Here is a 3,113-nt window from a genome sequence, read left to right on the forward strand (position 1 = left end):
CCAACAAGGTCACCCAGCGCTTTACCGACGAGGAGCTTCAGGCTTACATAGACGGTCCTCTGAAGGGCGGCAAGCATATCTACACCATCGCGGCCTATTAGTCCTTGTTTGTAAAATCAAGAATCTTGTCTCATTCGGTTAAAATTTCGTCTGACCGCGTTAAAAATGATCTGCATACGGGCAGGATGAGCCTGCATGCACATTTCGCACGTAGGTTCCTTTGAAGCGTATTCAAAAGCGAGGAATACAGAAACCTGTATGGAATAAACTATCATCATGAACGCCGTAGGCGGGCAAGACACTTGAAATTTCAGAAAGACTCAGCGCAATGATGGACCGGCGAGGTCATAAACAATGCGATCGGCGACATCAAAAAGCGGTCGACAACGGCCAGCTTGCGCTGACCCTGGACTCCAACAACCGCGGTCTGGGCTCCACCGGACTGGAAACCGCCCTGAAGCTGATCAACGGGGAAACTGTTGACGCAGTGATTCCCCTTTGTACCTGAAAAAATAACGGCACTTTAGAAAGCCTGCCACAAAGTCGCTTTCTGTTGTGTCAATATGGAAAGCGGCTTCTTCAACAGATCATTGATTCGGACGGAAACGCAGAGGGACAGCCTGTTGTGTGCTGATCCGGCCATGATTTACGCGCGGCGGCTTTTCCTTCCGGAAAAACCGTGCCGCAGAAAATAAGAACTGGAAAGAACGGAGGAAAATCATATGGGAAAATACATCATCACCGTCGACACCGGCACGACCAATACACGCTGTATTCTATGGAATGAAAAACGTGAAAAGATGGACGAGAAGAAAAGTCCCGTGGGAGTCCGCAACACCGCCATCGACGGCAATAACGGCAAATTGAAGGCGGCCGTGAAGGAATGCCTGGACAAATTAATCGCAGAAAATCACATCCGCTACGATGACGTCAGGCGCGTCATCGCAAGCGGCATGATCACTTCCAACGTGGGGCTGGTCGAAATTCCACACGTCGTGGTCCCGGCCGGCAAGGAAGACCTTGCGAAAGCGACGAAATCCGTTTTGCTGGAGGACGTCTGCCCGGTGCCGATCTGGTTTATCCCGGGTGTGAAAAATTCCGGCGGGAAGATCACCTATGAGAATTTTGAAACCATGGACATTATGCGCGGGGAAGAGGTGGAAGGCGTCGCTATTATCGACCACTACCCCAGAGGACGGAATTATCTGCTGATTCTTCCGGGTTCGCATACAAAATTTGTCGCTGTTGACGGCGAAGGGAAGATGACGGGCTGTCTTACGACGATTACCGGCGAACTGCTGGCGTCCATCACAAACGACACCATCATAGCGGACGCCGTCGGAAGAAAATTTGTGGAGAAAAACACCTACGACAAAGAGATGATGCTTCTGGGCTACGATACGGCGCTGAAATGCGGAATCGCCCGCGCCTGCTTCTCCGGCAGAATCCTGAACCAGTTCGTAACCAGGGATAAGGAAAAGGTCGCGAATTTCATCTTTGGCGTTGCGCTTCAAAACGATATCACGGCGATTAAAAATTCCGGCGCGCTTCGGGTCACCCGGGACACGACGGTGGTCGTGGGCGGAAAGGAGCCCTTCAGCACCGCCTTTGCCGATATTTTGGAGCATGACGGATATTTTGAAAAGGTGGAGCACTTTGTCAGCGAAGAGGGGATGCCGCTTTCGGCTCTCGGCGCCTATGCCGTAGCCGAGCTCAGCGGAATCCTTTGATTTTAAGAATAGAGGGATAAATATGAAGGTTGTTATCACAGATTTTGAATACCCAAATGTTGAACAGGAAACAAAAATCATCACGGAATCCGGCACGCAGCTGCAGGCGTGCCATTTAAAGACGGAGGAAGAAATCATCGCCGCGGTGCGGGACGCGGACGCGGTCATCGTCCAGTACGCGGTCATCACCAGGAAAATCATCGATCACATGCAGAACTGCAAAATGATCATTAAATACGGCATCGGGGTCAATAACATTGATTCCGCGGCGGCGGCCGAAAAAGGGATCTGCGTCTGCAATGTTCCCGATTACGGCGTTGACGAGGTGTCCAACCACGCGATCGCGCTGCTTCTGGCGCTGGCGAAAAAGCTGCCCGTGATTACAAAGGCGCTGCGCGGCGGCGACTGGGGCTACACCAGCACGGTTCCGCTGTTCCGCCTGGCCGGTTCCACGCTGGGGCTGGTCGGTCTGGGCCGGATTCCTTCGCTGGTGGCGAAAAAAATGTCCGGGTTCGGCATGCGCATTCTGGCCTTCGACCCATACATGACGCCGGAAGCCGCCCGGGAACGCGGCGCGGAGCTGGTGGATTTTGAGACCCTGTGCCGGGAAAGCGATTTTATTTCGATCCACTGTCCGCTGACGGACTCCACCACACATCTGTTTGATGAAAAGGCTTTCGCGCTCATGAAAAAGACCGCCTTCCTGATCAATACGGCCCGCGGGCCGGTCATCGAAGAACAGGCGCTGATTGGGGCGCTGAAATCCGGGAAAATCGCCGGAGCAGGACTGGATGTTTTTGAAACTGAACCGATTTCTCAGGAAAGCGAGCTGCTGAGGATGGACAACGTCATCGCTACGCCCCACTGCGCGTGGTACAGTGAAGAAGCAATTTCCACGCTTCAGCGTAAAGTGGCCGAGGAAGTGGTTAACGTCCTCGGCGGCAATCCTCCTTTCAACTGCACGAATAAAATTTCCTGATTTTTTATAAAAAGAGACGCCATGCGCGAAATCCGTCGGGTTGCAGATTGCGCGTATGGCGTAAATTTTTAAATAAGAGGTAGAACGATGTTTACGATTGTGGAAAAGCGGATATTGAATGATTCGATGACATTGATGGCGGTGGAAGCGCCATATATTGCAAAAAAAGCGAAGGCCGGCCAGTTCATTATTCTGCGTGTGAATGAATTCGGGGAAAGGATTCCTCTGACGGTGGCGGACTACGACTGCGAAAAGGGGACCATCACCATTATTTATCAGAAGGTCGGGAAGACGACCCTGATGCTGGACCAGTTGAACGTCGGCGACGCGATTCTGGATTTCATCGGGCCTTTGGGAAAAGCGACCGAGCTGGAGGGCTACAAAAACGTGGCGGTGATCGGCGG

General features: G+C 52.4%; 4 protein-coding genes. All 4 read left to right on the plus strand.

The annotated features are described in order from the left end of the window. Positions 1–328 precede the first annotated feature (328 nt). The gene (locus ACQGQ5_RS15845; RefSeq protein WP_455737436.1) at positions 329–508 is read left to right on the plus strand and encodes a hypothetical protein; all 180 of its coding nucleotides are present in this window, start codon (positions 329–331) and stop codon (positions 506–508) included. Between the two features lie 214 nt (positions 509–722). Then, positions 723–1,730, plus strand: coding sequence for a 2-dehydro-3-deoxygalactonokinase (locus ACQGQ5_RS15850; RefSeq protein WP_455737437.1), 1,008 nt, complete (start codon positions 723–725; stop codon positions 1,728–1,730). Positions 1,731–1,752: 22 nt separating this feature from the next. Then, complete coding sequence (locus tag ACQGQ5_RS15855) at positions 1,753–2,709, plus strand: C-terminal binding protein (RefSeq protein WP_455737438.1); 957 nt, start codon at positions 1,753–1,755, stop codon at positions 2,707–2,709. Between the two features lie 87 nt (positions 2,710–2,796). Next, positions 2,797–3,113 (plus strand): FAD-binding oxidoreductase (locus ACQGQ5_RS15860; protein WP_455737439.1); only part of this gene is annotated, 317 nt, incomplete at its 3' end.

The sequence above is a fragment of the Caproiciproducens sp. genome (genome assembly GCF_053840905.1).